The organism is Massilia varians, assembly GCF_027923905.1.
In the GTDB taxonomy this organism is placed as follows: domain Bacteria; phylum Pseudomonadota; class Gammaproteobacteria; order Burkholderiales; family Burkholderiaceae_D; genus Telluria; species Telluria varians_B.
Genome location: NZ_AP026966.1, coordinates 1,186,886 through 1,211,710 on the forward strand (window position 1 = coordinate 1,186,886; position 24,825 = coordinate 1,211,710).

The following is a 24,825-nucleotide window of genomic DNA, read 5'->3' on the forward strand; positions in this document are numbered from 1 at the left end:
CGGACTGAGCAATACAGTCGCGTAACGCTTGAGCTCGTGTCCGAATGTCAGACCTGACCCCCGGGGGGCTCAGGCGGGGTACAGCGCGCCGAGGATGCGTGGGCCGCGTGCGCCGGTGACGGCCGGCAGATTGCCCGGCTCGCGCTGCAGGAAGCGCCAGCCCAGCCAGGCGAAGGCCAGCGCCTCGACCCGGTTCGGCGCGATGCCCAGCGCCGCCGTCGATGCCACGGTGGCGCCGCCCAGCGCCGTGCCGATCTCGCGCAGCAGGGTCGCGTTGTAGGCGCCGCCGCCGCAGGCGTACACGGCATCCACCCCCGCGTGCTCGGCGCGGATGGCGTCGGCGATCGTCACCGCCGTCAGACGGGTGAGGGTTGCCATCACGTCTTGCGCGGCGAGTGCGCCGAAGCCCTTGAGCTTGGCATCCAGCCATGCGTCATGGAACAGGTCGCGCCCGGTGCTCTTGGGCGCCGGCTGGCGGAAGAAAGGTTCGTCCAGCAGCGCATCGAGCAGCGGCAGGTGGACGCTGCCGCCGGCGGCCCAGGCGCCGTCCTCGTCGTAGGCCTTGCCCAGGTGACGGCCGATCCACAGGTCCATCAAGACGTTGCCCGGGCCGGTATCGAAACCGGTGACGCGGCCGTCGCCGTGCAGCACGCTGATGTTGCCGATCCCGCCGATGTTGACCACCACCCGGGCGGTGCCCGGCTCCCCGAAGGCGGCCTCGTGGAAAGCCGGCACCAGCGGCGCGCCCTGGCCGCCAGCCGCGATGTCGCGGCTGCGGAAGTCGGCGATCACGTCGATGCCGGCCAGTTCTGCCAGCAGGGCAGGGTTGTTGGTCTGGCGCGTGAAGCCCAGTTCCGGGCGGTGGCGGATGGTCTGGCCGTGGACGGCCACGGCCGCGACCGGCCCGCCGGCCTGGGGCAGCAGTTGGCGCACGCAGTCGGCGTAGCACAAGGCCAGGCCGTTGGCGGCCAGGGCTTCGCGCTCGAGTTCGTTCTCGCTGGCGGATTGCAGCGCCATCAGCTCGCTGCGCAATGCGGCGGGGAAGGGCGTGAAGGCTGCCGCGATGCTGCGGATGCCGCCGCCGGCGAAGTCGGCCAGCACGCCGTCCACGCCGTCGAGGCTGGTGCCGGACATCAGGCCGATGATCAGGGAAGAGGTCTCGCTCATGTTCTCACTCGTGATATGCAAACCGCCACCGGTTTGCCAGGTCGGCGCCTGGAGGCGGCGCCGACCCGCATACTAAACGCTCGAGCAAGATAGCGAAAGCCGCACGTGCTGGATGAAGCAGGCCGGATGGTCTCGATGCGTCCGGGGAGCCTGCTCAGGCCGGGGCCTGGTCGAAATGAACGGGATTCCCCGCGCCATTCTTGCGGCGTACCACGACGGTATTGGCCATCTTGTCATGCCAGGCTTGTTTGCGGGGATCGAAGCCAGCCCAGAGGTAACCGAGCAACAAGGGGATGGCCGACACGAAATAGCCGATGTAGCGGATGACATATTGGCTGGTGCTCGGTTTTCCGCCGGTGCGTGCATCGACGATGATGGCGCCCACGGCCATTTTTCCGGGCGTTGCGGCAAATTTGCTCCAGAGGAGCACGATGACGATGGACGGCAACACGTAGGAGATGACGAAGTCCGCCGGGCCGGCGATCAAGGTTTCATTGTCAAGGTATTCCATGCCATAAATGGCGAGCAATATCGGCAAGGTGGCGATCGCCGTCAGGATGCCATCGATCAGGCTCGCACCGAAACGGGCCCAAAACCCGACATATTCCAGTTCCGCTTGTTCTTGCACACGCATCTCCTCGGGTTGTTATTGCATTGATGAAATAAATTCACGGTAGCATTGCTCCAGGACGTAAGCAATACCTGATGCATAATCCCATGGCCCTCACTCAACGCGTCTTCACGGACGCGCCGCGAAAAACTGGCTGTCGACACTGTGGCGCGGCATGCCAAGCTGTTCGGGCTTCTTCATCAGGTAGGCGAAGCCGCTGCGCTCGCCCTTCAGGGCGCCGTTCAGGAAGTTGAGGACATAGCGCGCGCTCAGGGCATAGGACTGGGCTATTTCCTCACGACTGTAGTCGCCGAAGTCGAGCGGATCGAGGCGCAGGTAGCTGGTGCCGAAATACACGTGTTCCATTGCATACATCGTCAGCAGGTAGACGTCGGCGCCCGTCATCTTCTGCAGGATGCTGCCCGAGTGGTCCGGCTTGTGCTTCAGCCCGCGCTCGAAGGGCGGCGGCCGCTGGGCCAGGTAGAGCAGGGGCGTGCGCAGTTGTTCCGGCTTCAGGTAAGGCACTTTTTCGAGCATGGCGTGGCGGTAGCGCACCGTGCCGTCCAGGCAGACCAAGGCCTTGATGCGCTCGTCCTGGGCCGCGGCCAGCACATTGGCCAGGCCGCCCCAGGAAAAGCCGGCTACGGCCAGGCGGCTGGCGTCGGCCTGCGGCAGCGACTGCGCGTAATTCACCAGGAAGCGGATGTCGGCCGCCTGCGCTTCGGCGTGCGCCAGGTCGTTCTGCTGCCCGCGCTCGTCGATACCCAGGGCCGGGCTGGCGATCACGACATAGCCATGGCTGGCCAGAAATTCCATCATCTCGGCATTCTCGAACACATTGCTGCTGATGCTGGGCGAATAAATCACCACCGGATACTTGCCTGGCAGCGCCTTCGCATCGCGCACGGCCCAGCGCACATCCTTGCGCTCCACGGCGAGCTGTGCGTCACGCTTGCCTTCGCTAACGAATGTCAGCCACTCCGCCAGCACCTTGTCCCGTTCCGCGGGAGAGCGGGTGAAATCGTCGTCCCAGCCCAGCAGCTGGAGGTAGTCGTCGTAGCGCATCGGCTTCCCGCCTTTCGCGGCCGGATACCAGATGGCCGTCTGGATCGGGCGCGGCTTGCGTGCCCCTTCCGGAGCGTTCGCCGGATAGCTGCGGCTTGGGTCCACCTGTCCGACCACGCGGAAGCCGACCGCGAAGCTGCCCGGCTTGTTATAGAAGGGAAAAGCCTGCTGGGCATGCGACGGTGCGCCGACCAGGACCAGCAGGATGAATGCGAAAAGCCTGAACATGCCTGTCTCCTTATATTGTTGATCTCTTTTCACGCTAGCATTGAAATGCAAGGAAAGGGCAACAAAACTTCTCGCGTATAGCAAAATAACTGCTATTTCATGGAATTCATGATTGCTGCATAAAGAGGAGGCGAGCCAGTAAAGCAAACGCCCCGCGGCATCCGAGATGCGGCGGGGCGTTGGAAGAAGCGGAGTGGCTTAGCGTGCGGCCATCGCGTTGCCGCTCGGTGCGAGCAGCGAGAAGCGGTGATTCATCTCGGCGGCGGCCATGCGGAAGCGGGCCAGCTCGGCCTGGCTCAGCGGCTGCTGGGCCAGCGACTTGAACTTCTCTGGATTCTGGGCCTGGCCTGCCACGCGGAACTCGTAGTGCAGGTGCGGGCCGGTCGACCAGCCGGTCGAGCCGACGTAGCCGATCACTTGCCCCTGGCTGACCTTGGTACCCTTGCGCATGCCCGGAGCGATGCGGCTCATGTGGGCATAGGCGGTGCTGTACTTCGACCAGTGCTTCAGGACGACCTGGTTGCCGTAGCCGCCGCTGTTGCCGGCGAAATCGATGACGCCGTCGGCGACTGCGCGGATCGGCGTGCCGGTCGAGGCGGCGTAGTCGACGCCCTTGTGCGCCTTCCACTTGCCCGAGATCGGGTGCACGCGCATCGAGAAGCCCGACGAGATACGCGAGAACTGCAGCGGGGATTTCAGGAAGGCTTTCTTCAGTGCCTTGCCGTCCAGGCTGTAGTAGCCGCCCTGCTTGGTGACCGGATCTTCGTACCAGACCGACTGGTAGGCAACGCCGCGGTTGACGAATTCGCCTGCCAGGATGCGGCCGGTCTTCACCAGTTCGCCGTCGAGCCAGAAGGTTTCGTAGACGACGCTGAAACGGTCGCCGCGCTTCAGGTCGGAGCGGAAGTCGATGTTGGTCGAGAACATCTCGATCATCTGGCCGACCACCGAGTCCGGCATGCTGCCGCCGTCCACATTCGAGTCGGTCGCCGAATACAGCGAGGTGGTGATTTCGCGCGAACGCATCTCGACGCGGCGCTCCAGCTTGGCCGGGGCTTCCATGGCGACGAATTTCTCGCCCTTGCGCTCGACCGTGATCTGGCGCGCATCGCCAGCCTTGCCGTCCGTGATCGTGGCGCGCATCGACAGCAGCAGGCCGTGTTCATCGGTTTCGGCCTGGACGCGCTTGCCGGTCTTGAGCGACAGCAGGCGGCGGGCGGTCTTGTCGGTGCGGAGGAATTTCTGGGCGTCGGCGTCGTTGACGCCAAGACGGTTGAAGAGGGAGCCGATCGAGTCGCCCGGACGGATGCGTTCCTCGTGGATGAATTGCTGCTCGTTTTGCTGGAGGGCGGCGATCTGGTCTGCCAGGTTCGGCAGTTCCAGGTTCTGTTCGATCGAGGTGACCGGCATGTCTGCCGCGTCGGGAGCGATCGGGGCGACTGCCACTGCGCCAAATGCAAACACGCTCAGGAGTGCGGCGCCGGCGCTCACGACGCGCGCCTTGCGCGTTCGCGGTAGCAGCTGGAGCAGGCTCTTGCCAGTGATTTTATGTATAGGGTTCATGCAATCAGTTAAAATTTGCGGCTGAACTTCTAGGGATCCAGTTTCTTATCGATCTGCAAAGTTTTCTGCAGGAAACTGAAAAACGATCGTGAATTATACCAAAAGAAGTGGTCCTACAACCGTCTTAGCAAATTTCCTACACGAAAATCCCATACGCATATGAATTCGAATGTCTTGTCCGGTAGCGGCGCTCCGGTACATTCTTCCGCCCCCCTGCCGTTGACGGACAAGGTGCTCGAGGCGCTGGCCATCGCCAAGCGTGGTGTCGATGAACTGCTGATCGAAAGCGAATTCGCCCAGAAGCTGGCGCGTTCCGAACAGTCGGGCAAGCCGCTGCGCATCAAGCTGGGCCTGGACCCGACCGCGCCCGACCTGCACCTTGGCCATACCGTGGTGCTGAACAAGATGCGCCAACTGCAGGACCTGGGCCACCAGGTGATCTTCCTGATCGGCGACTTCACCTCGATGATCGGCGACCCGTCGGGCCGCAATGCTACGCGTCCGCCGCTGACCCGTGAGCAGGTCGAGGAAAACGCCATGACCTACTTCCGCCAGGCTTCCCTGGTGCTGGACGCCGCGCGCACGGAAATCCGCTACAACTCCGAATGGTGCGACCCGCTGGGCGCGCGCGGCATGATCCAGCTCGCCTCGCGCTACACCGTGGCCCGCATGATGGAGCGCGACGACTTCACCAAGCGCTACAAGAGTGGGACCCCGATCGCGGTGCATGAGTTCCTCTACCCTTTGATGCAGGGCTATGATTCGGTCGCTTTGCAATCGGACCTGGAACTTGGGGGTACCGACCAGAAGTTCAACCTCCTGGTTGGCCGCGAGTTACAGAAAAACTATGGCCAGGAACAGCAGTGCATCCTGACCATGCCGCTGCTCGAAGGCCTGGACGGCGTCGAGAAGATGTCCAAGTCGAAGAACAACTACATCGGCATCACCGAAGCGCCGAACACCATGTTCGGCAAGCTGATGAGCATTTCGGACGACATGATGTGGAAGTACTACGACCTGCTGTCCTTCCGCTCGATCGCCGAGATCCAGAACATCAAGGCCGAGGTGGCCGGCGGCGCCAACCCGCGCGATGCGAAAGTGGCGCTCGGCAAGGAAATCGTCGCACGCTTCCATTCGGCCCAGGCCGCCGACGATGCGCTGGCCGACTTCGTCAACCGCTCGAAGGGCGGCATCCCGGACGACGTGCCGGAAGTGTCGCTGTCGGGCGCGCCGCTGGGCGTGGCCCAGCTGCTGAAAGCGGCCGGCCTGTGCGCCTCGACCTCGGAGGCCATGCGCATGGTCGACCAGGGCGGGGTGCGCATCGACGGCGCCGTGGTCAGCGACAAGGGCCTGCAGGTGGCGGCCGGCACCTTCGTGATGCAGGTGGGCAAGCGCAAGTTCGCGCGCGTGACGCTGGCCGGTTCGCCGCAGCGATGATCGGACTGCTCCAACGCGTCAGCGAAGCCAGCGTGCGCGTCGACGGCGACATCGTCGGCGCGATCGGGCCCGGCCTGATGGTGCTGGTGTGCGCCGAGAAGGGCGACACCGAGCGCGAGGCCGAGGCCTTGCTGGCCAAGCTGCTGGGCTACCGGGTATTTTCCGACGCGGCCGGCAAGATGAACCGCAGCATCACGGACACGGCCGGGGGCCTGCTGCTGGTGCCGCAATTCACCCTGGCCGCCGATACCAAGTCGGGCACGCGTCCCTCGTTTTCGCCGGCCGCCGCGCCGGAGGACGGGCGGCGCCTGTTCGACCATGTCGTGCGCCAGGCCCGCGAACGTCATGGCATTGTCGAGACCGGCAGATTCGGCGCGGACATGAAAGTTTCACTCATCAACGATGGTCCCGTCACTTTCTGGCTGCAGGTTGATCCTGTCGCGGTAGGTGGTGCCCAGCGCTGAAACCCCTGCCGTCAACGGGGGTCAATAGCAAGAGGGCTGGGAGGGCATATGCGAATCTGGAGCGATTCATTCACCGAGGGCGGACCGATCCCGCCGCGATGCGCATTCGCGGTGGGCGATCCCGATAGCCACGTCAGGCTGTCCGACAACCGCAGTCCGCACCTGGCCTGGGACGACGTCCCCGCCGGCACCAAGTCCCTGGTCCTGATCTGCCACGACCCCGACGTGCCGTCCGTCGGCGACGACGTCAACCAGGAAGGCCGGACCGTGCCCGCCGCGCTGCCGCGGGTGGACTTCTTCCACTGGTCGCTGGTGGACATTCCGGTCTGCCTGAAATCGCTGGCCGAAGGCATGTTCTCCGACATGGTCACGCCGCACGGCAAGCCGGGCCCGCTGGTGCCGTTCACGATCAAGAACGGCACCGAGCACCAGCTGCGCCAGGGCATCAACGATTACACCGGCTGGTTTGCGAGCGACCCGACCATGGCGGGCGAATATTACGGTTATGATGGCCCGTGCCCGCCCTGGAACGACGAGCGCGTGCATACGTATGTGTTTACACTGTATGCCCTCGACATCCCGCGCCTGCCGCTGGTCGGCCGCTTCAGCGGCACCGAGCTGCGCCTGGCCATCCGCGGGCATATCCTGGACGAAGCGCGCACCTTCGGCGTGTATTCCCTGAATCCTGACGTAGCAGCCTTATTGACGACCTGAACCCGCGAGGTTCGGGCAAACGAACCTCATGCCTTCGAATAACAACACCAACGCCCCGACGACCATCCTCCTGATCCGCCATGGCGAAACCGCCTGGAATGCCGAGAAGCGCCTCCAGGGCCACCTCGACATCGCCCTCAACGCCGAGGGCGAGCGTCAGGCCGCCCTGCTGGGCGCGGCGCTCGCAGCCGAGCCGATCGACCACATCATCGCCAGCGACCTGCAGCGTGCGCGCCAGACCGCCGAAGCCATCGCCCGTGTGCGCGGGGCGCAGGTGGGCATCGATCCGGCGCTGCGCGAGCGCTGCTATGGCGGATTCGAAGGCTTGCTGTACAGCGAAATCGCGGCGCGTTTCCCGCTCGCGTTCGCAGCCTGGCAGGCGCGCGACGTCGACGGCGTGCTGCCGCCGGGGGCCAACCGGGGCGAAACCTTCCGTGAATTCTACGAGCGGGTGACGGCGGCGATCGCGCGGCATGCGGCGGCGTATCCGGGCAAGACCATCGCGCTGGTGGCGCATGGCGGGGTACTGGAGTGTGCCTACCGGGCGGCGCTGGGCTTGTCGCTGGAGACGCCGCGGGATTTCAAGGTGCTCAATGCGAGCGTGAACCGGTTCGTGCTGGAGGAGGGGACGCTGAAGCTGGTGAGCTGGGGCGAGGTGACGCACCTACAGCCGGCGGTGCTGGATGACCTGGCGTAGTGGCCTACCCCCACTCTTAACCCGTGCCAATATCACACACGCAACAATCCGCAAAAATTCTGCCGCTATTTTGAGCAGCGAATGAGGTAAAATACTAGGTTCCCCGAGAAACTTTCGAGACTTTCCGCTGTGCAAATCGGTCCTTACATCCTGCGTAACAATGTCTTCGTCGCCCCCATGGCTGGGGTGACGGACCGCCCGTTCCGCCAGCTGTGCAAGCAGCTGGGCGCCGGCTACGCGGTATCCGAAATGGCGGCCTCGAATCCGCGCCTGTGGGCCAGCGAAAAGACGGCGCGCCGCATCGACCATGCCGGGGAAATGGAACCGAAGGCAGTGCAGATCGCCGGCGCCGACCCGAAAGACCTGGCCGACTGCGCCCGCTTCAACGTCGAGCGCGGCGCCCAGATCATCGACATCAACATGGGCTGCCCGGTGAAGAAGGTGTGCAACAGCTGGTGCGGTTCGGCCCTGCTGCAGCACGAAGACCTGGTCGAACGCATCCTGCACGCGGTGGTGGAGGCGGTCGACGTCCCCGTCACTCTGAAATTCCGCACCGGCTGGGACCGCCAGAACAAGAACGCCCTGCGCATCGCCCGCATGGCCGAAGGGGCCGGCATTGCGATGCTGACCCTGCACGGCCGCACCCGCGCCGATGGCTACAAGGGCGACGCCGAGTACGACACCATCCGCGCCGTCAAGGCGGCAGTCGGCATTCCGGTGGTCGCCAATGGCGACATCACCACGCCGGAAAAGGCGAAGTACGTGCTCGACTATACCGGCGCCGACGCCGTGATGATCGGCCGCGCCGCCCAGGGCCGCCCCTGGATCTGCCGCGAGATCGACCACTACCTGCGCACCGGCGAGCACCTGCCGGCGCCGCTGGTCGAGGAAGTGCGCGGCTTGATGAACGAACACCTGCCGGCGCACTATGCCTTCTATGGCGAGTACGTCGGCGTGCGCACCGCCCGTAAACACATCGGGTGGTATGTGCAGGACTTGCCGGACGGGGAAGAATTCCGTCAGCGCATGAACCTGCTGGAATCGACCGCCGAGCAGCTGGCGGCGGTCGACGCGTTTTTCAAATCGCAGCACCGGCATGGCGAGCGGTTACAATACCGCCCCGTTCATCCGGCCGAGCAGCTTGCCGATGCGGCGCTGGCAGCATAAGTAACAGCAGCATACAAAGCAGTCATAAGAATCAGAATAAAACGGGGACACGCTGCGTCAACAACGCGGCGAGCAATCATTAACCAGGATGAAGCAGCAGAGAACATGAGCAAAGAAAGTATCCAGGAAGTCGTCCAGAAAAGCCTCGAGGATTATTTCAACGATCTGGGCGAGCAGAAGCCGACGAACATCTACGACATGATGGTTCTGACGGTCGAAAAGCCGGTCCTCGAAGTGGTCATGACGCGCGCCGACGGCAACCAGTCGCACGCGGCGCAGATGCTGGGCATCAACCGGAATACTTTGCGCAAGAAACTTCAGGAGCACGGGCTCCTCTAAAGCTCTTTGCATGGCGTGGCCGTGCGTCTGGGCGCGGCCGCTTCACTGTCCGTGCGCCCGGGCGTCAGAATTCTCAACCACAGGCCTCACCATGATCAAACAAGCACTGATTTCCGTTTCCGACAAAACCGGCGTCCTCGACTTCGCGAAGGCCCTGGCTGCCCTCGGCGTCAACATCCTGTCTACTGGCGGTACCGCCAAGCTGCTGCAGGAAAATGGCGTGCAAGTTACTGAAGTCGCCGACTACACCGGTTTCCCGGAAATGCTCGACGGCCGGGTCAAGACCCTGCACCCGAAGGTGCACGGCGGCATCCTGGCGCGCCGCGACCTGCCGGAGCACGTTGCCAAGCTCGACGAGCACGGCATCCCGCAGATCGACATGGTGGTGGTCAACCTGTACCCGTTCCAGCAGACCGTCGCCAAGGCCGAATGCTCGCTGGAAGACGCGATCGAAAACATCGACATCGGCGGCCCGACCATGCTGCGCTCGGCCGCCAAGAACCACCGCGACGTGGTCGTGATCGTCGACCCGGCCGACTACGGCGTGGTGTTGGCCGAAATGAAAGGCACCGGCACCACCGCCGGCCCGGTCAGCTACGAGACCAAGTTCCGCCTGGCGAAAAAAGTGTTCGCCCACACCGCCCAGTACGACGGCGCGATCACCAACTACCTGACCAGCCTGGGCGAAGACCGCGCGCACGCGACCCGCTCGAGCTACCCGCAAACCCTGAACATGAGCTTCGAGAAGGTCCAGGACATGCGCTACGGCGAGAACCCGCACCAGGGCGCGGCCTTCTACCGCGACCTGGTCGCCACCCCGGGCGCGCTGGCCAACTACCGCCAGCTGCAGGGCAAGGAACTGTCGTACAACAACATCGCCGACGCCGATGCGGCCTGGGAATGCGTCAAGACGCTGGGCGGCCTCGGCCAGCCGGCCGGCTGCGTGATCGTCAAGCACGCCAACCCTTGCGGGGTGGCGATCGGCGTCGATGCGCTGGACGCCTACACCCGCGCGCTGCAGACCGACCCGACCTCGGCCTTCGGCGGCATCATCGCCTTCAACGTCGAAGTCGACGGCCGTGCCGCGGAAGCGCTGGCCAAGCTGTTCGTCGAAGTGCTGATCGCACCTTCGTTCACCGACGAGGCGCGGGGAATCATGGCGGCCAAGCAGAACGTGCGCTTGCTCGAAATCCCGCTGGGCGACGGCCAGAACGCCTATGACCTCAAGCGCGTCGGCGGCGGCGTGCTGGTGCAGGCGCCGGATGCGAAGAACGTCGGTCTGGGCGACCTGCGCGTGGTCAGCAAGAAGCAGCCGACCCAGCAGCAACTGCAGGACCTGATGTTCGCCTGGCGCGTGGCCAAGTTCGTCAAGTCGAACGCGATCGTGTTCTGCGCGGGCGGCATGACCCTGGGCGTCGGCGCCGGCCAGATGAGCCGCATCGACTCGGCGCGCATCGCCTCGATCAAGGCGCAGAATGCCGGCCTGTCCCTGAGCGGTTCGGCAGTGGCCTCGGACGCCTTCTTCCCGTTCCGCGACGGCCTGGACGTGGTGGTGGATGCGGGCGCGACCTGCGTCATTCACCCGGGCGGCTCGATGCGTGACCAGGAAGTGATCGATGCGGCGGATGAGCGCGGCGTGGTGATGCTGTACACCGGTACCCGTCACTTCCGCCACTAAGTTGTTGCATCTGTAGGGTGGACGGCTCCGCCGTCCGCGCGTTCAACTATCGTGGGTATGGACGCGCATCGATTTTCATACGTGATTTGAACGCGCGGTCGGCGAAGCCGACCACCCTACTGTGTTTTTGCACAGTATTTTTCCCACGAACACCCCGCAGCCGTATATCATTCCACAATGATTATTCTCGGCATCGACCCGGGCCTGCGTACGACGGGGTTCGGCGTCATTGAAAAACACGGCACCAAGCTGCGCTACATCGCGTCCGGCACCATCAAGACCGGCACCGCGGGTGCGCTGCCGCCGCGCCTCAAGGTGATCCTGAACGGTGTGGGCGAAATCGTCTCCGCCTACGGCCCCAACTGCGCGGCCATCGAAAAAGTCTTTGTGAACGTCAATCCGCAGTCCACGCTGCTGCTGGGCCAGGCGCGCGGCGCGGCCATCACGGCCCTGGTCGGCGCCGACCTCGACGTGGCCGAATACACGGCCGTGCAGGTCAAGCAGGCCGTGGTCGGCACCGGCAAGGCCGCCAAGGCCCAGGTGCAGGACATGGTGTCGCGTCTGTTGAAACTCCCCGGGCTGCCGGGCACCGACGCCGCCGACGCGCTCGGGGTGGCGATCTGCCACGCCCACAGCATGGACACGCTATCGCTGGTCGGGGCGCTGGCGCCCACGACCAGCACGCTGCGCATGAAACGCAGCCGCCTCGTCTAAGAACAATAGGATAACAAGCCATGATCGGTCGTCTTTCCGGAATCCTGCTCGAAAAAGCGCCGCCGCACGTGCTGGTGGACTGCAACGGCGTCGGCTATGAAGTCGACGTGCCGATGAGCACGTTCTACAACCTGCCGCACACCGGCGAAAAAGTGGTGCTGTTCACCCACCTGGTGGTGCGCGAGGACGCGCACCTGCTGTTCGGCTTCGGCACCGCTTCCGAGCGGGCCTTGTTCCGCCAGCTGATCAAGATCACCGGCATCGGTGCGCGCATGGGCCTGGCCATCCTGTCGGGCATGTCGGTGGCCGACCTGTCGCAAGCCGTCACGCTGCAGGAAGCCGGCCGCCTGGTGAAGATTCCGGGTATCGGCAAGAAGACCGCCGAGCGCCTGCTGCTCGAACTGAAGGGTAAACTCGGCGCCGACATCGGCGTGGTCGGCGGCGCGGTGCGCGACGACGCCCAGGCCGACGTGCTCAATGCGCTGGTCGCATTGGGGTATTCTGACAAGGAAGCGCTACTGGCGATCAAGAACATGCCGGCAGGTAGCAGCGTTTCCGACGGCATCAAGTTCGCCCTGAAAGCACTCTCTAAAGCGTAATAAGGCATGAGCATCCAGACCGACAACTTCACCGAGCAGCGCGTGATCGACGCGGCGCCGGCCTCGCCCAACGAGGAGGCGATCGAGCGCGCCTTGCGTCCCAAGCAGCTCGACGAGTACGTCGGCCAGGCCAAGATCCGCGACCAGCTCGAGATTTTTATTTCCGCCGCGCGCAAGCGCCGCGAAGCGCTCGACCACACGCTGCTGTTCGGACCGCCGGGCCTCGGCAAGACCACGCTGGCGCACATCATCGCGCGCGAGATGGGGGTGAACCTGCGCCAGACTTCAGGCCCCGTGCTGGAGCGCCCCGGCGACCTGGCCGCGCTGCTGACCAACCTCGAGCCGAACGACGTGCTCTTCATCGACGAGATCCACCGCCTGTCGCCGGTGGTCGAGGAGATCCTGTACCCGGCGCTCGAGGACTACCAGATCGACATCATGATCGGCGAGGGCCCGGCCGCGCGTTCCGTGAAGCTCGACCTGCAGCCCTTCACCCTGGTCGGCGCCACCACCCGCGCCGGCATGCTGACCAACCCGCTGCGCGACCGCTTCGGCATCGTGGCGCGCCTCGAGTTCTACAACGTCGACGAACTCACCAAGATCGTCGCCCGCAGCGCCGCGCTGCTCGAGGCCCCGATCAACGAAGCGGGTGCGCGCGAGGTCGCCAAGCGCGCGCGCGGCACGCCGCGTATCGCCAACCGCCTCCTGCGCCGCGTGCGCGACTATGCGGAAGTGAAGGGTACCGGCGAGATCACCGTCGAGATGGCCGACCGCGCGCTCAAGATGCTCGACGTCGACACGGTCGGCTTCGACGTCATGGACCGTAAACTGCTGGAGGCGGTGCTGTTCAAGTTCGCCGGCGGCCCGGTCGGCATCGGCAACCTGGCGGCGGCGATCGGCGAGGCGGCCGACACCATCGAGGACGTGCTCGAACCCTACCTGATCCAGCAGGGCTACCTGCAGCGCACCCCGCGTGGACGCATCGCCACGCCGCTGGCCTACCAGCACTTCGGCGTCACCGCGCCGCGCATCAGCCCGACGGGCGACCTGTGGGACAATCTGCCGCCCGCCTGAGGCGGCCCGCCGATCTCGTCGGTGGTATTGTCACCACTCAGCTGAAAGATAATTAACAATAAGTCGTTGTGCTCTTGGGACCGCCAGGCGTAGCATCGTCTGGCGGGCACGGCCCTGAACGGGACGGCCCGGGCGCATGCGCGCCGGTCGTGGCCGACACGATCGGCGCCTTGCATGTCGAATCCCGATGCAAGGAGCCGTGATGAGCAAGAGAAGAACCTTCCTCCGGATTGCTTCCAGCGTGGGTGTCTTCGCCTGCCTCGGGAGCGCGCTCCCGAGGCGTGCACGGGCACAATCCGGACTCAACGCGAACGTGCATTACATCGATCCGGGCGTTGCCGGTCCGGGTGACGGAACGCTTGCCAATCCTTACCGTTCATGGGCCAGTGTCAACTGGACACCCGGCCATACCTACCTGCAGAAGCGCGGCACGACGTATTCGGGCGTTTTTCAGCTGTCGGCAAGCGGCACGGCCCTGCAGCGCATCACCATCGGCGCCTACTATCGGTCCGACGGCAGCGACGACAGCGCGCAGCCGAAACCGGTGATCGTCCTGCCGGGTGCGCCGGCCACGCCCGCCGGCGGCGCATCGATTGCCGCCTACCGGCAAGAGCGTGACTTCGTCACCTACCGTCACCTGGACATCCGGAATACCAGCTTGCCGGATGGCAGCGACGTGGCCATCATCTGGCTTGGCAATGACTGTGTTGTCGAGAACAGCATGCTGACCTCGAACGGCGCCGGCATCGTGATCTACGAAAAAAATCGCGTCACCGTGTCCAACTGCGTGCTGGACGTCATCAGCAACGGACCGGCCTATGGCAACCAGGGGATCCTGGCCGCTGGGAATACCGATATGGACGATATCCGCCTGCTCAACAATACGATCCGGCATCGCGGCGGCGGCTCGCCTACGTCGTACGGCATTCGCTGCGAGACCTACAATAGCGCCAGCTTCCTGACGCGCCTGGTAATCCGCGGGAACCGCGTCTCGCCGCCGCCGGGTGTCGCCTACAACGCGAACCGCCGGGCGATCGGCATCTATCTCGTCCAGGCCCAGGCTGCCACGGTGGATGGGAATATCGTGACCGGTATGCTCACCGGCATCTTCCTCAACGGTGGAGATCGCAGTTACGTCGGCAATAACAATTGCAGCAACAATATGAATTTTGGAATTCATATCAGCGGGCTCGCCAAGGCGTACATCATCGAGCGCAACGTCTGCAATGCCAATGGCGGAAGCTTGAGCAGCACCTATTACGGCCGCGGCATCGAACTGTCGTCCAAGGTCGGCCAGGATGCGGTATCCGGACATACGATCCGCTATAACACCTGCAGCTACAACTATAACTATGGCGGACCACTCGACAACGGTTCGGAAGGCGTCGGCATCGGCGTGGACGATGGTGCCAGCAAGTGTGCGATCTATGGGAACACCGTCTCGAATAACGAGGGTAACGGCATCCAGATGTACGGCGGCGGCGACCGGGCCAGGTGGCCGGACACGGGCGGGCACACGATCCAGTCCAACCGGCTGGAGTCGAATTGCAGCTTTTCCGTCCTGAATCGGCGCAGCGGAGGAAAGACACCCAGCCCGTTCCAGGCGCACATCGCGCTTGCCTACATTTATGGCAGCCCGACTGTCGTTTCCAAGAATACCTTTTTAGGGAAAACCAGCATGCGGGTGTACACCGATGGTACGGATGCGAACGTCACGGTGATCGGCAAGGGCTGACCGATCCTGGAACCGCTATTGTTACATCCATCTGCTAGTATTTAACAGTGCAAGGGGCAGGGCGGCCGGCGCGACCGGCGCCCTGCATGTCGAATACCGATGCAGGGAGCCGTGATGGGCAAGAGAAGAGATTTCCTTCGGATCGCATCGCGGCTGGGTCTCGGCGCTTGCGTCGCCGGCGTGCTGCCGAGGATCGCGCTGGCCCGGCCGGGACGCGACGCGACGGTGCATTACATCGATCCGGGCGCCGCCGGTCCGGGGGAGGGAACGCTGGCCAGGCCTTTCCGCTCATGGACCAGCGTGTCCTGGCTGCCCGGCCATACCTACCTGCAAAAGCGCGGCACGACTTATTCGGGTGTCTTCCAGGTGGGGGCAAGCGGCAACGCCTTGCAGCCCATCACGATCGGCGCGTATTACCGATCCGACGGCGCCGACGACGACGCGCAGCCGAAGCCCGTCATCGTCCTGCCGGCGGCGCCCGCCAAACCGGGCGGCGGCGCCTCGGTCGCGGTGCACGGGAAGGAGCGCGATTTCGTTACCTACCGCCAGCTCGACATCCGCAATACCGCCTTGCCGGAGGGGAGCGACGCGGCGATCATCTGGCTCGGCAATGGCTGCGTGTTCGAAGATTGCCAGGTGAGGTCGAATTGTGCCGGCGTGTACATCGTCGACAAAAGCCACGTCACCGTCTCCGGCTGTGTGCTCGACGTCATCAGCTGTGGCGCCGCCCATGGCAACCAGGGGATCCTGGTCGCGGGGGATCGCACGGTCGACGATATCCAGCTGCTCGACAATACCGTCCGCCACCGCGGCGGCGGTTCGGCGGCCTCGTACGGCATCCGCTGCGAAAGCTACGACGGCGACGCCTTTCTGACGCGGCTCGTGATCAGCGGGAACCGCGTCTCTCCGCCATCCGGTGTCGCCCATAACCCGAACCGCGGGGCGATCGGCATCTACCTGGTCCGGGGCAAGGCTGCCACACTGGACAAGAACACCGTGACCGGCATGCTGACCGGCATCTATATCAATGGCGGGGATCTCAGCTACGTAGGCAACAATAACTGCAGCAACAACATGAATTTCGGCATTCATGTCAGCGGCGTTGCGCGCTCATGCACCATCGAGCACAACGTCTGCAATGCCAATGGCGGCGCCATGACCAGCACCTGCTACGGCCGCGGCATCGAGCTCTCGTCCAAGGCCGGCCAGGGCGCGGTATCCGGCCATACGATCCGCTACAACACCTGCCGCTTCAACCGTAACTATGGCGGGCCGCTGGACAATGGATCGGAAGGGGTCGGCATCGGCCTGGACGACGGGGCCAGCAAGTGTTCCATCTACGGGAACGTGGTCTCGGATAATGAAGGAAACGGCATCCAGATGTATGGCAGCCACGACCGGGCCAGGTGGCCGGACACGGGCGGCCACACGGTCGATTCCAACGAGCTGGAGGCGAACTGCAGCGTCTCGGTCCTGAACCGGCGCAAAGGCGGAAGCAAGCCCAGCCCGTTCCAGGCCCATATCGCCCTGGCTTACATCTACGGCAGCCCCACGGTCGTCTCCAACAACCGCTTCAAGGGCAAGACCCGCATGGGGATCTATACCGACAGCACGGACGCGAACGTCACATTGCTCAACAATGGCTAGTCCGGCCGCCGCATTACCGGGCACATGACAATTGTCATGCCAAACTGATGGCGCCTGCATCTACAGGCGCCATCGGGTTTTTCGCATACTGGCTGCACACCCACCATGCGAGGAACCCATGAAGCCCACCGCCCTGAAAGTCCTGTCCGCCGCTGCCGCCCTGATGCTGGCGCTGTCCGCCGGCGCCGCCCCCACCCTGGTCCAGGACGTGCGCGTCTTCGACGGCGAGCGCGTGCACGAACGCCGCTCGGTCCTGTTCGACAAGGGCGTCATCGTCGATGCCGATTTCCGCGGTCCGGCGCCACGCGGCGCGCGCGTGGTCGACGGGGCAGGGCGCACGCTGCTGCCGGGCCTGATCGACGCCCACACCCACGCCTTCCGCTTCCACGAGCTGCCGCTGCTGTTCGGCGTGACCACCCAGATCGACATGTTCACCGAGGTCGGCATGATGAAAAAGGCGAAGCAGGAGATGGCGGAGCAGCGCAACCAGCGCCATGCCGACCTGTTCTCGGCCGGCACCCTGGTGACCGCCCCGAACGGGCACGGCACCCAGTTCGGCATTCCCATCCCCACCATCACCGGGCCGGAACAGGCGCAGGCGTTCGTGGACGCCCGCATCGCCGAAGGCTCGGACTTCATCAAGATCGTCGTCGAGGGCGGCCATGGCTTCAAGCCGCTCGACATGGCGACCGTGAAGGCCGTGATCGTGGCGGCGCACCGGCGCGGCAAGCTGGCGGTGGTCCATATCGGGAACGAAGCGGATGCGCGCGCCGTGCTGGAAGCCGGCGCCGACGGGCTGGTGCACCTGTTCCCGGGCGAATCCGGCGATGCCGAAGGGCTGGCGCGGCTGGCGGCCAGCCGCGGCGCCTTCGTGATCCCGACCTTTGCGGTGCTGGAGAGCATGGCGGCCTATCGCGGCGACGACCTGCTCGCCAACGAGGCTTTTGCCGGCCTGCTCGACAAGGATGCCCAGGCCCCGCTCAAGGCGCGCTACGGCAACAAGGCGCGTCCGGCCGTGCTGGCCGCTCCCAAGGCGGTGACCGCGGCGCTGGTCAAGGCCGGCGTGCCGGTGCTGGCCGGCACCGACGCCGGCAATCCGGGCACCCAGTACGGCATCAGCATGCACCGCGAACTGGCGGCGCTGGTCGAAGCCGGATTGACCCCGGTGCAGGCGCTGGCCGCCGCCACCAGCGCGCCCGCCAGGGCCTTCAGGCTGGGCCAGCGCGGCAGCATCGCCAAGGGCTACAAGGCCGACCTGCTGCTGGTCGAGGGCAACCCGGCGGCCGATATCCGGGCGACCCGCCAGATCCTCGAAGTCTGGAAGGACGGCGAAAGCGCCAAGGGGCTGGTCGAGGAGCAGCGCCGCAAGGTGGCGCAGGCGGCGCAGGCCGAGGGCAAGCGGCTGGCGCTGCCGGCGGACGGCCGCATCAGCCTGTTCAGCGAGGGGCGCCTGGCCAGTCCGTTCGGCATGGGCTGGGGGCCGTCGACCGACAGCTTCGCCGGCGGCAAATCGACCGTCAAGCTGGCCGTGCAGCCGGCCCTGCCGGACGGCCAGGTGCCGCTCGCGATCGCGGCGCAGGTCGAGCCGGGCCTGCCATTCGCCTGGGCCGGCGTGGCCTTCATGCCGGGCGCCCAGCCGATGCAATCGGTGAACCTGAGCGGGATCAAATCCTTGCGCTTCAAGGCGCGCGGAGACGGCAAGACCTACCAGGTGATCGCCATGTCGCAGGGCGTCCAGATCCCGGGCGCGAAAAGCTTCACGGCAGGACCGGAATGGCAGGAAGTCAAAGTGCCTTTCAGCGAGCTCAAGGGCATCGATCCGGCGGCCGTCACCATGTTAGGATTCAACGCCGGCCCGCAGCCGGGCGACTACCGCTTCGAGATCGCCGACGTGCGCCTGCTGGAACATTAACCGTCACCGCTCCCACGACATGAACAAGATCAGGCAAGTGCTGGCCGGACCATGGACCCCGCCCGAACTGGGCAAGATGCCCTACTTCTGGCTGCTCAGTCTCGGCTACCTGGGATGGAAGTATTTCTACGTTACGCCCACGGCGCTCGAGCTGGCCCTGCTGGCCTTGACCGTGATGCTGTTCCTGCCGCTGTACTTCGCCAGCTACTGGGCGCGCGGCTGGCAGGTGGCGGCCTGCATGCTGGCCGGCTGCCTGCTCGGCGCCGCTTGGGTGCGCTGGAACGTCGGCGCGGCCACCTTCTTCATCTTCGCCTGCGCCATGGCCGCACGGATCAGGCAGTTCAGGCACGCCATGCTGGCCATCGGCGCCGTGATCGGCTGCGGCCTGCTCGTCTCGCTGCTGGTCAAGCAAGGGCAGATGCGCTTCATCTTCCTGATGCCGCTCCTGACCGCCGGCCTGCCGGTGGGCATGGGCGCCTTCATGGATGCGCGTCTGCGCCGCTCGCGCCAGGAGCTGATGCGCAAGCAGGAAGAGGTCGAGCACCTGGCCACGATCGCCGAGCGCGAACGCATCTCGCGCGACCTGCACGACCTGCTCGGGCATTCGCTCTCGCTGATCGCGCTGAAGGCCGAACTGGCGCGCAAGCTGGCGCACCGCGACGTCGATGCCTGCGCGCGCGAAGTGGGCGACATCGAAACCAGCGCGCGCCAGGCCCTGGCCGAAGTGCGCGCCGCCGTGACGGGCTACCGCGAGAAGGGGCTGGGACACGCGCTGGCAAGCGCCCGCGCCAGCCTGGCGGCGGCCGACGTCACGCTGGAAGAACAGGTAGAGCGTTTCGAGCTGGCGCCGGCCGCCGAGAACGTGCTGGCGCTGGCGCTGCGCGAGGCGGTCACCAACGTGGTGCGCCATGCCGGCGCGCGCCGCTGCAGCGTGTCCCTGGGACTGGAACACGGCGTGGCGGTGCTGCGCGTGCTGGATGACGGCCAGGCGCGCAGCGAGGCCGACATCCGCCACGGCAACGGCTTGTGCGGCATGCGCGAGCGCGCCCAGTCGCTCGGCGGCAGGCTGGCGCTGCGCGCGCGCGCCGGCCTCGAACTCGAACTGCGCGTGCTTGCCGGAGTGTCCTCATGATTCGCATCCTGCTGGCCGAAGACCAGGCCCTGGTGCTGGGCGCGATGGCCGCGCTGCTGCGGCTGGAGCCCGACTTCGAGGTCGTCGGCGCCGCCACCAACGGCAGGGAAGCCCTCGCCATGTGCGAGCGGCTGCAGCCGGATATCGTCCTGACCGACATCGAGATGCCCCTGATGACCGGGCTGGAACTGGCGGCCGAGCTGAAGGAGCGCCGCTTGCCGCCGAAGCTGATCGTGGTGACCACCTTCGGGCGCAGCGGCTATCTGCGCCGCGCCCTGGAGGCGGGGGTGCGCGGCTACCTGCTCAAGGATGCGTCGGTGGATGCGCTCGCGGCGGCGATCCGGGCGGTGCACGCCGGCGGGCGCGCGATCGCACCCGAGCTGGCGCTGGAAAGCTGGAGCGGCGGCGCCGATCCGCTCACCGAGCGCGAACGCCAGGTGCTGCGCCTGGCCGGGGAAGGGCGCGCCAGCGCCGACATCGCGCGTCAGGTGCACCTGTCGGAAGGGACGGTGCGCAACTACCTGTCCGAGGCGATCAGCAAGCTGGGCGCCGCCAACCGGGTCGAGGCCTATCGGATGGCGCGCGACGCCGGCTGGCTGTAGCGTACTGGGCCACCATCGCCTTGCGGCAAAGGCGGCATGTGACCAGCGGGTAGATGAAGCCACGATAAAGCCAGCGTGAGGGCGAGATCAGAAAGCTGCGCACGCGCAACAGCATGTCACGGTGGCGCTGGCCGCGAACGGATCATCCTCCTGAGTTTTTCTCATAAGAAATCCGCTTTCTGACGCGTTGTGCCGTCGCAAGAAAGCGCTGGCGTGTACATGTCAGTATCACGATCTTGACGATACGCGCTGCCGTCCACGTCCATGCCAGAACCGACACGTCCTTTGCAGCCCCTGCTGCCCTTGCCCAACGGGGGCTGGTCGGCAATGTCTGTCACCACCTCGGTCGACTTCAAGATCCGCGGATTGGCATTAATGCCTGCGAACAGCACCGTGCCCGTGGTCGTCGTGCCCGGCATCATGGGGACCAACCTGAAGGCCAAGAGCAAACCGCGCTCAGATAAGTTCTTGAGTGCGTATGCATTCCCAATGAAGGAAGTCCTAACCCCTACGATTTTTATCGCGACCTGACTTCATGGTATCGCCTGGTCGATCCCGCGTTGGCTGATCCAGCTAAGAAGTACGAGTCAAAAAATAGCAAGCTCAGTGTGGACGAGGCCATCAAGGTAGCGATTAATGCGGCGGAGCGGTTTCACACAAAGCGCTTGGGCGACTACTACCATCCCAACACCTATGCCTTCTACGGGGGCGATCCCGACCAACGTGCGTTCGGCCAGGTGCGCTGGGTCGGCCGAAAGGCGCCTGAGTCGCGCGCCGCCCTCACCCCGGCAAGAGTCAACGGCGGCACCTTCATTCGTCATTACTCCGATGGGCGCCTTGTAGGCGTCGAATCTTCGGGACAGATGCTCTTCAGGGTGGAACCGCCAGATGCTCGCGGCGACGGAACTGTTCCCCACCAATCTGGTGCCGGACCGGCTGGAAAGATCCAGCAGTTGTTCGAGACGCGCGGCTACGACCATCAAGGATCGTATAGGAGTGAAGAGATGCTGATGCTTACGCTTCGCCTGATTGTCAGGATCGTACAAGGACTGCCGAAATGAAGCCGATATTCAAGAAAAAGTGGGTCATTGCGCTGGCCGTGGCAGTTGCGGCATTGACAGGCACATGGGCAGTAGGCGCGGTGCAGGATCTGTATAAGGTGGGGAAAATGACGGAAAAGATGAAAACCGTGTGCATTGGTCGAATGCTGATCGACCTGCCACAAGAGACGGAGTTCAATGTGTTTTTGGGCAGCGTTAGGGCCTTCAGCATCAGCGCCGACCCCGAAAGCGCAGAAGCATTTGACGCCCGGATGACGCAGCGAGAAGCAGAGATCAGGGCGAAGCCGGACTGGAACGAGGGAAACAAGAACCTGGAACTGGTCAGGGAGGTGAAGACCGAAAACGGTCTTAAGGGAAAGATATTCATGCACGGACGTCGGGTATTTGACGGCTGGCAATTGAACGGGGATAAACGAGAGCGATATCACTTTGAAGACCTCACACTCGAGGCGCATTTGCATGGCAATGGCATCAGCGTCGAAGTATCAGGCGACGAATTCTTGCCAGAGGCATTGGAAAACCTCATCAAGCTGGTTACCCAAATAGTCGTCAACCCTGACAACCGCATTCCTACCGAGCCAGGTTTCTGCTTGGACCGTGTCTATGTGCGGGAGCCGCTCGAGGCAGCCTACGGCGAGCGGGTTGTCGTGATGGCCGGCTTGCCAAGCCACCCCGACATCGACATCAAATTCGACACGACGGCCGGCCTCGATCCAGTCGACAAAGGTCTTCTGGAGCGGGCCGCTGCTTCTCATGCCCGGGCAGGCCCCTTGATCAGCGCACGCTTTACGAACCTGCGCGCCGCGCCGCGTACAATCGGCGGACTGACCGGTGACGAACTCGTCGAGCGGGTGATTGAGGAAAATTTTGCCATCGTCTACGGATTCCGTTGGGAAGTGATTGGAACCGAGGACAATGTGTATGTTCCAACTGTAGAGCTGACGATGAAAACCGGCAGCGGCGAGCACGAGCCGGTGCGATCCTCGCTGTCGGAACCGGCGGCCATCGCGCTCTGGGACAAGATTTCGTCCAGTATCCGTATCCGTCTACGCAGGCGCCAAAGCTCAGTGCGGTCGAGTCCACATCTCCGCCCCTCGGCACCCATACGTCTGCGGGCGACACTTGTCCCCAAACGGGTTGGTGGCAGTGCGGCGACGGCGGCAACGGCACGAAGGTGCATGGCGGCGAACGGCAGTACATCCGCCAGGGCGAACGCATGCCGCAGGCATTGCTGCTCCCACAGCCGACCCTGTGGGACAGGTTGCGCGGCGTGCAACCGAGCTACGAGGCCCATGACCAGACGGCTTGGCGATTGGTGGACAAGAGAAGCCGCCGGCGGCTTACGCCGACCGAGCCGCTGGCCCAAGCCGCATCCGCCACGCCAGCCGCAGCCAGCACGGCAGCAGCGGGAACAGGCGCGCTCGAGCAGGCTCCGGTAGGTGCCTACGCCGTGACGGGCAACCCCTGTCCCGCAAGCGGCTGGTGGCACTGCCAGGAATCGGGTGCGCTCGACGGAACACGCTGGTTTGCGCAAGGGAGCCTTCTGCCTGCGGCGACCTTCGCGGTCCCTGGGCGGGCTTCAGGCAAGACTTCGCGCACTATGAACCTGATCCAGCGCCGGGGAACCTGGCAATTGATGCGGTTCGCAGCAGCGCCGGAGGCCAACGCTGGCATGCCAACCGGCGATGCATTTGGCTAGTCGCTGTCATGTCGATTCGAGCAGCAAGCTCGCCCGAGCGGCAGCATTTCGTCAGAGACGATGCACCACCGACAGGCGCGACTGGCGGCCTTCGCGGGCGCGCACGCGGCCCGCGCTCGGTTCCTGCAGCATCAGGAGGGCCAGCGCGAGCGAGACGATCAGCGTGAAGCCGAGCAGGGCCCCGCTCAGCCACAGGGCGGTCGGCTCGGCGCTGCCCCACAGGACCGCGCTGCCCGCCACGAAGGTGAGCAGCAGCGCGGCGGCGGATGCCCGGCCCAGCGCGGGCGAGCGCTTGATGCGATGGCCGGCCATGCCGATGAAGAAGAAGCCCGACGCGGCCAGCAGCATGGCCGCCAGCAGGGCGGCGGAGTGCGCTACTCCGGGCGCGGAGGCGCCCTTCGGGAACAGCACGACCGGAGGCGCCACCAGTACCAGAATCCCGGCCATCAGGCAGGCCAGACGCAAGAAGATCATTCGACTTTTCCTCGTATTGAATTCGTTGTCATCACAACTCAGCAATACGAGAAGTTACCCAAAATACAATTGTTGCGGCGCGCGAATGGACTAGTGGTTGACGCTCTTCGAGAACAGATTGATCACCCCCACGCCCGCGATGATCAGCCCGAGCCCGGCGATCGCGGGTAGGTCGAGGCGCTGTCCGTAGACAAACCAGCTGATCAGGGAGATCAGCACGATGCCGACCGCCGACCAGATCGCGTAGGCAATCCCCGTAGGCAGCACGCGCAGGCTGAAGGTCAACAGGTAGAAGGAGAGCGCGTAGCAGATTACCGTGATCAGGCTCGGGACCGGCCGGGTGAAGCTGTCGGAAGCCTTGAGCGCGGTGGTGCCGATCACCTCCGTGACGATGGCGAAGGCGAGGTAGAGATAGGCTTGGGTATGGGTCATGCGCCCATCATACCGGCGCGTCGGGAGCGGCCGCCAGGTCCGCGCGATGCCGGACCGTGGGGCCGCTGCGCGGATTACTGTTCGCGGACCCAGGTCTGCGAACGGCCGAACATTGGCGCGCCGATGTAGCCGCGCACTTCCAGCTTGCTGCCGTTGTCCTTCAGGGACGCCTTGCTCTTGTAGGTCTTGCCCTTGGACGGATCGAGGATTTCGCCGCCGGTGTATTCGTTGCCGTCTTTCTTGAGGCCGGACAGGATGGTCATGCCGATGATCGGCTGATCCTTGCGCGCGCCTTCACAGGCGGTGCATTTCGGGTTCTGGTCCTGGTCGGCCGTGCGGAACAGCTTCTCGATCTTGCCGGTCAAAACGCCGTTTTCCTCGGTGATGCGCACGAGAGACTTCGGCTTGCCGGTTTCGTCGTCGATCGTTTTCCAGGTGCCCGCCGGCGAGGCGTTCTGCGCCCATGCCGCCGGCATTGCGAACATCATGGCAATCAGGCCTGCCTTCATCAGTTGTCGCATTTGCTGTCTCCAGGTTTGTTATTGGTACGGCAGAGTGTAGCAAACCCGGTGCGCCAAGTGGACGCCGGAATCCGAGGATGTCCTCCAATTGCCA

General features: G+C 64.6%; 25 protein-coding genes. 17 read left to right on the top strand and 8 right to left on the bottom strand.

Annotation, left to right across the window (positions count from 1 at the left end; translation table 11 throughout):
• Positions 1 to 69: 69 nt before the first annotated feature.
• From MasN3_RS05480 to MasN3_RS05495, 4 genes are all read right to left on the bottom strand, one after another.
• On the bottom strand, positions 70 to 1,167 hold the full coding sequence (locus MasN3_RS05480; RefSeq protein WP_281912878.1) for an anhydro-N-acetylmuramic acid kinase: 1,098 nt from the start codon (positions 1,165 to 1,167) through the stop codon (positions 70 to 72).
• Positions 1,168 to 1,321: 154 nt separating this feature from the next.
• Positions 1,322 to 1,801 carry an RDD family protein gene (locus MasN3_RS05485; protein WP_281912879.1) on the bottom strand — a complete coding sequence of 160 codons (480 nt, stop codon included), beginning with the start codon at positions 1,799 to 1,801 and terminating at the stop codon, positions 1,322 to 1,324.
• 105 nt (positions 1,802 to 1,906) lie between these two features.
• Complete coding sequence (locus tag MasN3_RS05490; protein ID WP_281912880.1) at positions 1,907 to 3,070, bottom strand: dienelactone hydrolase family protein; 1,164 nt, start codon at positions 3,068 to 3,070, stop codon at positions 1,907 to 1,909.
• 198 nt (positions 3,071 to 3,268) lie between these two features.
• Positions 3,269 to 4,633: a M23 family metallopeptidase gene (locus tag MasN3_RS05495; protein WP_281912882.1), complete on the bottom strand. Its 1,365-nt coding sequence runs from the start codon at positions 4,631 to 4,633 to the stop codon at positions 3,269 to 3,271.
• A gap of 159 nt (positions 4,634 to 4,792) precedes the next feature.
• Here MasN3_RS05495 and tyrS point away from each other — a divergent pair, with 159 nt between their 5' ends.
• The 15 genes from tyrS to MasN3_RS05570 all read left to right on the top strand — a co-directional run bounded on the left by tyrS (position 4,793) and on the right by MasN3_RS05570 (position 20,544).
• Entirely contained in the window at positions 4,793 to 6,070 is a 1,278-nt protein-coding gene (tyrS, locus tag MasN3_RS05500) for a tyrosine--tRNA ligase (RefSeq protein ID WP_281912884.1), read from the top strand.
• The gene (gene dtd, locus MasN3_RS05505; RefSeq protein WP_281912886.1) at positions 6,067 to 6,534 is read left to right on the top strand and encodes a D-aminoacyl-tRNA deacylase; all 468 of its coding nucleotides are present in this window, start codon (positions 6,067 to 6,069) and stop codon (positions 6,532 to 6,534) included. Before tyrS ends, dtd begins: the two co-directional genes overlap by 4 nt.
• A gap of 48 nt (positions 6,535 to 6,582) precedes the next feature.
• Positions 6,583 to 7,248 (top strand): YbhB/YbcL family Raf kinase inhibitor-like protein, encoded by a 666-nt coding sequence (locus tag MasN3_RS05510; protein ID WP_281912887.1) that lies wholly within the window; start codon positions 6,583 to 6,585, stop codon positions 7,246 to 7,248.
• Positions 7,249 to 7,276: 28 nt separating this feature from the next.
• Entirely contained in the window at positions 7,277 to 7,945 is a 669-nt protein-coding gene (locus MasN3_RS05515) for a histidine phosphatase family protein (RefSeq protein ID WP_281912888.1), read from the top strand.
• A gap of 129 nt (positions 7,946 to 8,074) precedes the next feature.
• Positions 8,075 to 9,112 (top strand): tRNA dihydrouridine synthase DusB, encoded by a 1,038-nt coding sequence (dusB, locus tag MasN3_RS05520; protein WP_281912889.1) that lies wholly within the window; start codon positions 8,075 to 8,077, stop codon positions 9,110 to 9,112.
• Between the two features lie 105 nt (positions 9,113 to 9,217).
• The gene (locus MasN3_RS05525) at positions 9,218 to 9,451 is read left to right on the top strand and encodes a helix-turn-helix domain-containing protein (protein WP_027865797.1); all 234 of its coding nucleotides are present in this window, start codon (positions 9,218 to 9,220) and stop codon (positions 9,449 to 9,451) included.
• Positions 9,452 to 9,542: 91 nt separating this feature from the next.
• Complete coding sequence (purH, locus tag MasN3_RS05530; RefSeq protein WP_281912890.1) at positions 9,543 to 11,129, top strand: bifunctional phosphoribosylaminoimidazolecarboxamide formyltransferase/IMP cyclohydrolase; 1,587 nt, start codon at positions 9,543 to 9,545, stop codon at positions 11,127 to 11,129.
• A gap of 177 nt (positions 11,130 to 11,306) precedes the next feature.
• Positions 11,307 to 11,843 (top strand): crossover junction endodeoxyribonuclease RuvC, encoded by a 537-nt coding sequence (ruvC, locus tag MasN3_RS05535; protein WP_281912892.1) that lies wholly within the window; start codon positions 11,307 to 11,309, stop codon positions 11,841 to 11,843.
• Between the two features lie 20 nt (positions 11,844 to 11,863).
• Complete coding sequence (gene ruvA / locus MasN3_RS05540) at positions 11,864 to 12,442, top strand: Holliday junction branch migration protein RuvA (protein ID WP_281912893.1); 579 nt, start codon at positions 11,864 to 11,866, stop codon at positions 12,440 to 12,442.
• Positions 12,443 to 12,448: 6 nt separating this feature from the next.
• On the top strand, positions 12,449 to 13,516 hold the full coding sequence (ruvB, locus tag MasN3_RS05545) for a Holliday junction branch migration DNA helicase RuvB (RefSeq protein WP_281912894.1): 1,068 nt from the start codon (positions 12,449 to 12,451) through the stop codon (positions 13,514 to 13,516).
• A gap of 202 nt (positions 13,517 to 13,718) precedes the next feature.
• Positions 13,719 to 15,251 carry a right-handed parallel beta-helix repeat-containing protein gene (locus tag MasN3_RS05550; protein ID WP_281912896.1) on the top strand — a complete coding sequence of 511 codons (1,533 nt, stop codon included), beginning with the start codon at positions 13,719 to 13,721 and terminating at the stop codon, positions 15,249 to 15,251.
• A gap of 114 nt (positions 15,252 to 15,365) precedes the next feature.
• Positions 15,366 to 16,898: a right-handed parallel beta-helix repeat-containing protein gene (locus MasN3_RS05555; protein WP_281912897.1), complete on the top strand. Its 1,533-nt coding sequence runs from the start codon at positions 15,366 to 15,368 to the stop codon at positions 16,896 to 16,898.
• 118 nt (positions 16,899 to 17,016) lie between these two features.
• A complete protein-coding gene (locus tag MasN3_RS05560) occupies positions 17,017 to 18,810 on the top strand; it encodes a CIA30 family protein (protein ID WP_281912898.1) in 1,794 nt (597 codons plus the stop codon).
• A 19-nt stretch (positions 18,811 to 18,829) separates the two neighbouring features.
• Entirely contained in the window at positions 18,830 to 19,942 is a 1,113-nt protein-coding gene (locus tag MasN3_RS05565; RefSeq protein WP_281912899.1) for a sensor histidine kinase, read from the top strand.
• Positions 19,939 to 20,544 carry a response regulator transcription factor gene (locus tag MasN3_RS05570; RefSeq protein ID WP_281912901.1) on the top strand — a complete coding sequence of 202 codons (606 nt, stop codon included), beginning with the start codon at positions 19,939 to 19,941 and terminating at the stop codon, positions 20,542 to 20,544. Before MasN3_RS05565 ends, MasN3_RS05570 begins: the two co-directional genes overlap by 4 nt.
• A 161-nt stretch (positions 20,545 to 20,705) precedes the next feature.
• Here the strand turns inward: MasN3_RS05570 and MasN3_RS05575 are convergent, their stop codons facing one another.
• The gene (locus MasN3_RS05575; RefSeq protein WP_281912903.1) at positions 20,706 to 20,966 is read right to left on the bottom strand and encodes a hypothetical protein; all 261 of its coding nucleotides are present in this window, start codon (positions 20,964 to 20,966) and stop codon (positions 20,706 to 20,708) included.
• Positions 20,967 to 21,104: 138 nt separating this feature from the next.
• Here MasN3_RS05575 and MasN3_RS05580 point away from each other — a divergent pair, with 138 nt between their 5' ends.
• The gene (locus MasN3_RS05580) at positions 21,105 to 21,605 is read left to right on the top strand and encodes a hypothetical protein (RefSeq protein ID WP_281912904.1); all 501 of its coding nucleotides are present in this window, start codon (positions 21,105 to 21,107) and stop codon (positions 21,603 to 21,605) included.
• A complete protein-coding gene (locus MasN3_RS05585; protein ID WP_281912905.1) occupies positions 21,602 to 23,044 on the top strand; it encodes a T6SS immunity protein Tli4 family protein in 1,443 nt (480 codons plus the stop codon). The genes MasN3_RS05580 and MasN3_RS05585 overlap by 4 nt, the downstream gene beginning before the upstream one ends.
• 311 nt (positions 23,045 to 23,355) lie before the next feature.
• Here the strand turns inward: MasN3_RS05585 and MasN3_RS05590 are convergent, their stop codons facing one another.
• The 3 genes from MasN3_RS05590 to MasN3_RS05600 all read right to left on the bottom strand — a co-directional run bounded on the left by MasN3_RS05590 (position 23,356) and on the right by MasN3_RS05600 (position 24,731).
• Positions 23,356 to 23,778 (bottom strand): hypothetical protein, encoded by a 423-nt coding sequence (locus MasN3_RS05590; RefSeq protein WP_281912906.1) that lies wholly within the window; start codon positions 23,776 to 23,778, stop codon positions 23,356 to 23,358.
• A 90-nt stretch (positions 23,779 to 23,868) separates the two neighbouring features.
• Positions 23,869 to 24,210: an SMR family transporter gene (locus MasN3_RS05595; protein ID WP_281912907.1), complete on the bottom strand. Its 342-nt coding sequence runs from the start codon at positions 24,208 to 24,210 to the stop codon at positions 23,869 to 23,871.
• Between the two features lie 74 nt (positions 24,211 to 24,284).
• Positions 24,285 to 24,731 (bottom strand): DUF2147 domain-containing protein, encoded by a 447-nt coding sequence (locus MasN3_RS05600; protein WP_281912909.1) that lies wholly within the window; start codon positions 24,729 to 24,731, stop codon positions 24,285 to 24,287.
• Positions 24,732 to 24,825: the final 94 nt, after the last annotated feature.